7 protein-coding genes and 1 pseudogene are annotated in these 6,778 nt (G+C 40.5%); 5 read left to right on the top strand and 3 right to left on the bottom strand.

Annotation, left to right across the window (positions count from 1 at the left end):
* Positions 1-156 precede the first annotated feature (156 nt).
* Genes URZ40_RS22915 through URZ40_RS22905 form a run of 3 tightly spaced genes read left to right on the top strand, consistent with a single transcriptional unit; the run spans position 157 to position 3,099 of the window.
* Positions 157-699 (top strand): ABC-three component system protein, encoded by a 543-nt coding sequence (locus URZ40_RS22915; RefSeq protein ID WP_072061320.1) that lies wholly within the window; start codon positions 157-159, stop codon positions 697-699.
* Positions 693-1,214, top strand: coding sequence for an ABC-three component system middle component 5 (locus URZ40_RS22910; RefSeq protein ID WP_320721235.1), 522 nt, complete (start codon positions 693-695; stop codon positions 1,212-1,214). The genes URZ40_RS22915 and URZ40_RS22910 overlap by 7 nt, the downstream gene beginning before the upstream one ends.
* A complete protein-coding gene (locus tag URZ40_RS22905) occupies positions 1,207-3,099 on the top strand; it encodes an ATP-binding protein (RefSeq protein ID WP_166720826.1) in 1,893 nt (630 codons plus the stop codon). Before URZ40_RS22910 ends, URZ40_RS22905 begins: the two co-directional genes overlap by 8 nt.
* Before the next feature lie 242 nt (positions 3,100-3,341).
* Here the strand turns inward: URZ40_RS22905 and URZ40_RS22900 are convergent, their stop codons facing one another.
* The gene (locus URZ40_RS22900) at positions 3,342-4,031 is read right to left on the bottom strand and encodes an inovirus-type Gp2 protein (RefSeq protein ID WP_048224167.1); all 690 of its coding nucleotides are present in this window, start codon (positions 4,029-4,031) and stop codon (positions 3,342-3,344) included.
* Positions 4,032-4,211: 180 nt separating this feature from the next.
* Positions 4,212-4,466 (bottom strand): YkgJ family cysteine cluster protein, encoded by a 255-nt coding sequence (locus tag URZ40_RS22895; RefSeq protein WP_071841176.1) that lies wholly within the window; start codon positions 4,464-4,466, stop codon positions 4,212-4,214.
* A 237-nt stretch (positions 4,467-4,703) separates the two neighbouring features.
* On the opposite strand from URZ40_RS22895, the gene URZ40_RS22890 reads away from it, so the two are divergent.
* Complete coding sequence (locus tag URZ40_RS22890) at positions 4,704-5,795, top strand: DUF4236 domain-containing protein (protein WP_048224170.1); 1,092 nt, start codon at positions 4,704-4,706, stop codon at positions 5,793-5,795.
* Between the two features lie 36 nt (positions 5,796-5,831).
* On the opposite strand, the pseudogene URZ40_RS22885 reads toward URZ40_RS22890, so the two are convergent.
* Positions 5,832-5,915 (bottom strand): annotated as a pseudogene (locus URZ40_RS22885) (YkgJ family cysteine cluster protein); the annotation flags it as partial.
* Between the two features lie 162 nt (positions 5,916-6,077).
* Between URZ40_RS22885 and yeiP the strand changes: the two are divergent.
* On the top strand, positions 6,078-6,650 hold the full coding sequence (gene yeiP, locus URZ40_RS22880) for an elongation factor P-like protein YeiP (RefSeq protein WP_014884579.1): 573 nt from the start codon (positions 6,078-6,080) through the stop codon (positions 6,648-6,650).
* Positions 6,651-6,778: the final 128 nt, after the last annotated feature.

Genomic DNA, 6,778 nt, shown 5'->3' with positions numbered 1-6,778 from the left:
AACCTATCCTACAGTTGAAAATGATGACACCCGTCCTCTAGATGCTACTAATAATGAGACCAAGGCAGAGCTGCCGTCATCAACACCTCCCCATGTGAAAATTCAGACCGTTGAATATAAAGATAATGCAAGACATGAGGGAGATAACAATTTCTCATGACTATATCTCAAGTTAAATATCAAGACGGCGCATCGCATGACGGCGACAACAATTTTTATACACTGTCGAGTTTAGAATCGACCATTGATCAGGTTAAAAAGTCTTGTTTAGGCCATGACGAATTAATATCCATAATGGAAGATTTAGCAGAGTATCTAGATGATTATCCAGGAAGAGAGATCATTGGACTGGAAGGTAAACTTTTACGCGGTGACAGATCTGACTTAGTGGAAAGAGCAACAAGGCTAAAAAATAAATTTGCTCGGAGAGTTGCTAAAGATCAAATGTCTCTGGTTGAACAAACAGTATACATTCAGATTCTTTCCGCCATTTGTTCGAGCTGGCATCAGTGTATTTATCCAGCAATAATGAGTGGTCAAAGTAAAGTAGAAATCGATAGACTAGTTAATATTGAAATAATTCAACCAGTGCATAAAGCTATTGTTCGTTACGATAGCTTGATTACTACTGAGTTGGTATCAGGAATGCTTTATTTTTTGACTGGCTTATGTCATGTATCGTGGGGGATTAAATGTTAATATATCACCCAATATTCGATACCAGCCATTGCGTCTATAGATCGTTGCTTTTATTAGAAGAGCAAAATGACTGTGAAATTGATATTGAACTATTCAGGCTAATGGACTTTTATGTACTTTTCCCTAGTCTTTTAAAACTCATAAAACCATTTCCGAATGAATTAAGACGTTATAAAAAAGCAATACAAAAGATAAGTGAACCTTACGAGAACATTCAGAATCCTAATCGGATTTTCATTGAACTAAGACGAATTCAATCTATCGCGTTCCATCATCTTTTGTCCAAGAATTTAATTGATATGGAAAGTTATACAAATGGAAAGATAAAAAGGACTAAAACTGTTTTACCTGAAGATTTAAAACATTCTTTGATCGAAGTTTCTTACAGGAAGAGTGAATGGTTTGCCCTAATATCCAAAGGGTTCCAGCAAATTGAATTTTACGGCTCCAACGGACTAAAAAAAAGAACAGGTCTTATGGAATATAGATATGACGAGGTAGATACAAATGATTAAGCCTCATTTGATTGTTGAAAGATTCGCTGTATCCAGGAACGGCATTTTTGTGTATGACCAAGAATTCCACAAAGGCGTTAATATAATAAGAGGTTGGAATGGGACGGGCAAATCAACGATTGTAGATTTATTGTCTTATGCTTTAGGTTCAGTTATAACTGACTGGACTCAACATCAATCATATTGTGATAAAGTATTTGCTCAAGTTTCACTCAACGGAATTAGGATCACATTAAAAAGAGATATTGTTGAAAACGGACTGTCAAAGATGTACTTGCATGAAGGTACTATTGACTCATCCATCAAACTCAATTCTCACTGGACAGGTTATCCTTATCGCAGAAGTGATACATTACATAGCTTTTCTCAGCAGCTTTTTGAGCTTTTGAGTCTTCCAAGACATAAAACTGATGATGACCGAAATTTAACTCTCCATCAGATAATGCGATTGATGTACGTTGACCAATTATCAGCAACAACCAAGCTTTTAAAAGAAGAGAAGAACTTTGATAATCCTAACTTAAGAAGAGCTATTGGTGAATACCTTCTTGGCATTGATGACTTAGAAGCTCACAACTTAAGACAAGAACAGTTATCAGAAACAAAACGTTTCGAAAAATTCAATTCAGAAGCAAATTCAATATTTAAGATAATTGGCGGAGATGATGTAAAAGTAAGTGAACATTCATTAAATCAGCGCATTGAAAAATACTCACTTGAACTTGATAAACTTAATGAAGAGATGCAAACGTTGCTTTCTGGTGGAAACACGGATGATAGCAGCGAAGACAAATCCGTTTTAGCAAAATTACAAAATGAAAATCTTGAGTTGATATCTTTCCGATTCAAAATACAGGAAGAAATTATTTCTTTATCAAAAGAAATGAGCGACACGAAACTTTTCTTAATTTCACTAGAATCAAGGAAAGATGCACTATTACATTCTAAGTCCGTTAATAATTCACTTGGTAGTATTGAATTCAAATATTGCCCCTCATGTTTAAATCATATTGAGATAAGCACCGATTTAGAAAGCTGTGGATTATGCAAAAGTAAAAATAGCAAAAACTCGTCTGATGATGCTTATGTCAAACAACTCAACAACCTGAACTTTCAAATAAAAGAAAGCAGTCAAGTTATTGCAAGTCTTGAAAGTGAGATCAGAGACCTTAATGTTAATCTAGAAAAGACAAGCTTAAAAATAAATGAGCTATCTCGTAGCCTTAAGACTTTCTCATTGATTCCATCCGAAAAAGAAAGCTTGATTATTGAAATTGGAAAAAGCATCGGATTTATTGAGGGAGCCATTCTTTCTCTTGAAGAAAACAGAGGTGGCATTTCTAAAATAAATGCTCTCTTACTGGAGAAGCAACAAGCCCAAAAAAGAATTTTGGAAATTAAAGATAAACTTGCTTCATTAGACAAACTTCAAGCAGAAAGACAAGTGGCTGTATACTCCGATATAGAGCAAATAACCAAAAGACTGTTAATATCAGATGGTGGCAACGAGCCTGCATTCGATAACCCTGGCGATGTTATTATTGACTTTGCTCGAGACAGAATGTATTTGGACGGCATGAGTAAATTTTCCGCTAGTTCAATGGTTATTTTCAAAAACAGTATTCGGCTTGCTATCTTCCTCCACTGCGTTGACGATCCAGAGTCACGCCTACCTAATTTCATTATTATGGATAATATTGAAGATAAAGGAATGGTTGATGCACGAAGCCATAATTTCCAACACGTTATAATTAATGAATGCCAAAATTTACATGATGAGTATCAGTTAATATTTACAACATCCATGATATCTCCAGAGTTAAACGACACTTCATATTGTGTTGGCCCTTATTATCCTAAAGGCACTCACACACTTAATCTATAAATACATGTAAACCCGGAAATATTTCTCTCATAAAGCAATTTTCCGGGTTTCATCTATCTTTGTAGCAGATTCTAGAGCGCGTAATTAGTTTGTTACCGAATCTATACCAAGAGTGCTCCATACCCCCTCAAAAAAGCCTTGAATACCACTACGGAGAACTTTTAGGTGAAAACCAATAAAATGTATTCACATCCCATAAAAACGGCTCTTAAAGCGATACAGGAAAGATTTGACTGTCTTTGTTAATTTCCCGCTTTCATTCTGAGCTTGGATGTTGAAAAGATCCTGTGCCCTTCTCCAGATGAAAATTTACCGCTGTTTTTCGCAAGGTACGAAATACGCTCAACAAAATCAGCAAGGGAATCATGATGACCCCTTACGATAGAGTATCGGCCATTCTCAGCTAAATGCACACGGCTGGTATCGTCTGTCAATTCATTCCAAAGCTCACTTATCAACCCAATCATGCCTGTGTTACCAAAGCCAGCGGTTTGAACTTGGAAATGAGGTAATGCTATCCAGCAGTGGTAATGAACCTGCATAGCCCTTTCCTTTTCTCGAACCCAACCGTAAGCAAATTTTTTTATTGGTTGTCCATTCCACGCCTTCTTTTTAAAGCGCCCTCTCAATCGTTCAAAAAGATCACTCACTAATCCATTACTTTCCGAAACAGGCATTCCCTCCGGTACTGACAAATCGAACCGGAAAGCAAAAACCTTGCTGTAGTGCGATTGCATTGCATGGATCTGCTTAATGAACGCATCAATGATTTCTTTTCTGATCGGATGATAACCCTTCTTCATCGAATCATAGTTCAAACGGTATACAAGCCCATCAAGTACATATTCAGAGCTATGGATAAGTGAGTAACGACCATCATCACGATGATTGGTTATTTTTTGAACAGCAGGGAAAGGCAGATCTATAGACATACAACTAACACCACATAGCAGATATTAATAATAACCAGTATGAGGGAGAGACTCTTGGGGAGGACCAAGCCCAACAGCTACTGGCATAAATGCGGTGTTAGTAGATAAATAGAAACTCTGAAAAGTTTCCACAGTAAATTTCTTTCACTATACACCACAAAATTATTTATGGCAACGATTTTATGGTGAGGTTAGTTTTTCAAGATGGATCAAGTAAGCCATAGCCTCTTCGCGATTTTTATGGCACATATCGAGTGAAGGGCGCAGACTGCTACACACCGTGGGGCGGTGGATTGACCCAAAGATGTTGCATAGATTATCTTCCGATAACTGTACACATCTTACATTTGCTGGCTTTCCCTGTGGCATCCCTGGGATTGGAGATGAGATGGAAGGAGCAATACAACAAGCCCCACAATCGCTACGACAGTCCATTTAGCCTTCTGTTCAAAATTTAGCTCAATCGTCAACAATAACAGAAAGACACTTCCACAGACAGGTCACTGTTTAGAGGCAACTAAATCAAAATGGGAAATGCTTACTAACCAATTGAAAAATATAAAAATACGCAGTGCTGTCTTTAAGACATCTAGCCTCATCATTTTCTGATGTAGAATTTGTTAGGATTTTCGTTGACTCACATTCTCATGCTACCTATTACATGGAGTTACTATGGGCATTTACGTTAGGAAAAGCATTCGCGTTGGACCGATAAGATTCAACCTATCCAAATCTGGAGTCGGCGCATCTATTGGCATAAAAGGGCTGAGATTCGGTACTGGTCCAAGAGGAAATTACATCCATGTTGGTGCTGGCGGAGTCTATTATCGTGCTTCGCTTTCACCAAGCATGATCCCAGAGAACGGTAAAAAGGTCCAACGTGTACCTAATGAATCCCCAATAGAACATGACACTACACATGCACCTCTCGAGGAAATCGAGTCATCCCATATCTCGGAAATCGTTGATTCAAGTTCCCGAGAACTGCTTGAAGAGTTGAACAACAAACGTAAGAAGTCACAAATATGGCCCTTGGTCATGTGCCTTTCGATTGCGCTGTTACTTTACGGTTTTTCACAGACATGGCCTGAGTGGTGCCTCGCTATAGGCTTTATCGTAGGGGTAGCAATCTCTGTTTTTGCTTACATGTACGATCAGCTAAGAAAGACTACTGTTCTTTTTTATGACTTTGATGATCAAATGATGGCATGTTACCAGCAACTTCATGATAGTGGAGCCAAGCTCGCAAGCTGCTCAAAAGTATGGCATATAGAAGCTTCTGGAGCCGTTTATGACCCCAAGTATCATGCCGGAGCTGGTAACTTACTACGCAGAAAAGTCACCTCAATCAGCAAATCAAAGCCTCCCTTTGTTAAAACAAATATTGAGACGATTGCTATCAATGTCGGTCGCCAAACATTGCATTTTTTTCCAGATAGAGTACTGGTTTATGACCGTGAAGGTGTAGGCGCTGTTGGTTATAACCAGCTATTCGTTAATGTAGGTGATAGTCGATTCATTGAGAGCGAAGGTGTACCTGGAGATGCCATAGTCGTTGGCAGGACATGGAAGTATGTGAACAAGTCTGGAGGCCCAGACAGAAGATTTAAAGACAATTCAGAACTTCCTATATGTCTTTATGAAAACCTTTCGTTTACAAGTCATTCTGGACTAAATGAGTTATTACAACTGTCTAAAACTGGCTATGGAGAAAGCTTTTCACATTCAATTGAAACACTTAGCAAAAAAGTCATTTCTGCTTAGCTATGTCATTTTTTATACTGAGAATAATTGACTGTTAGGCTTGCCCTCCGGCATTCCTGGAATGGGGCTTGAAATGGACGGAGCGGTACAGCACGCGCCGCAATCTGGACGACAATCCATACATGCTCTCTCAGTGGCGAACGCCCGTACAGTCGGGCATCGGGCGCACAGTAACACCTTTTGCGTATTGATAGCAAAAGCCACGAATTCCGCTTGCCTGAAAGGCCGCGCGCGAGTAATTTGGCGCGATATTTTTTACCTCCCGTAGACAGGATTACTGCAATGCCAAGAGCGAACGAAATTAAGAAAGGTATGGTACTGAATTACAACGGCAAACTGCTGATTGTGAAAGACATCGACATTCAGGCACCGAGCGCCCGTGGTGCAGCGACGCTGTACAAAATGCGTTTCGCCGATGTGCGTACCGGCCTGAAGGTGGAAGAACGTTTTAAAGGTGACGATATTGTCGATACCGTGACCCTGACCCGTCGCTACGTTGATTTCTCCTACGTCGACGGTAACGAGTACGTGTTCATGGATAAAGAAGATTACACCCCGTATATCTTCACCAAAGATCAGATTGAAGAGGAACTGCTGTTTATCCCTGAAGGCGGGATGCCAGACATGCAGGTGCTGACCTGGGACGGCGTGCTGCTGGCGCTGGAACTGCCGCAGACCGTCGATCTGGAAATCGTTGAAACCGCACCGGGCATTAAAGGCGCGTCAGCCAGTGCCCGCAACAAACCAGCAACCCTGACCACCGGCCTGGTTGTGCAGGTACCGGAATACCTCTCCGCTGGCGAGAAGATCCGCATCCATATCGAAGAAAAACGCTATATGGGTCGTGCTGACTGATTATGGCATTTGTGGGGGGGGGGGGGCCCCCCCCCCCAAAATACGGGTTAGAACCCGCGGCGACTTGGGGGTGGTTAGCGCCCGCCCGCCCCCCCCCCCGCGCCCCCCCCCCCGCACGCGGGCCCCAC

The organism is Enterobacter sp. 296B2 (assembly GCF_034106185.1).
Lineage (GTDB): Bacteria > Pseudomonadota > Gammaproteobacteria > Enterobacterales > Enterobacteriaceae > Enterobacter > Enterobacter cloacae_N.
The sequence above is the reverse complement of the archived record's forward strand: the minus strand, read 5'-3'. Positions and strand labels throughout refer to the sequence as shown.

Excerpts from the sequence above, each read along its gene's own strand:
- URZ40_RS22915 (WP_072061320.1), top strand. The coding sequence starts at position 157 with ATGACTATATCTCAAGTTAAATATCAAGACGGCGCATCGCATGACGGC.
- URZ40_RS22910 (WP_320721235.1), top strand. The coding sequence starts at position 693 with ATGTTAATATATCACCCAATATTCGATACCAGCCATTGCGTCTATAGA.
- URZ40_RS22905 (WP_166720826.1), top strand. The coding sequence starts at position 1,207 with ATGATTAAGCCTCATTTGATTGTTGAAAGATTCGCTGTATCCAGGAAC.
- URZ40_RS22900 (WP_048224167.1), bottom strand. The coding sequence starts at position 4,031 with ATGTCTATAGATCTGCCTTTCCCTGCTGTTCAAAAAATAACCAATCAT.
- URZ40_RS22895 (WP_071841176.1), bottom strand. The coding sequence starts at position 4,466 with ATGGACTGTCGTAGCGATTGTGGGGCTTGTTGTATTGCTCCTTCCATC.
- URZ40_RS22890 (WP_048224170.1), top strand. The coding sequence starts at position 4,704 with ATGGGCATTTACGTTAGGAAAAGCATTCGCGTTGGACCGATAAGATTC.
- yeiP (WP_014884579.1), top strand. The coding sequence starts at position 6,078 with ATGCCAAGAGCGAACGAAATTAAGAAAGGTATGGTACTGAATTACAAC.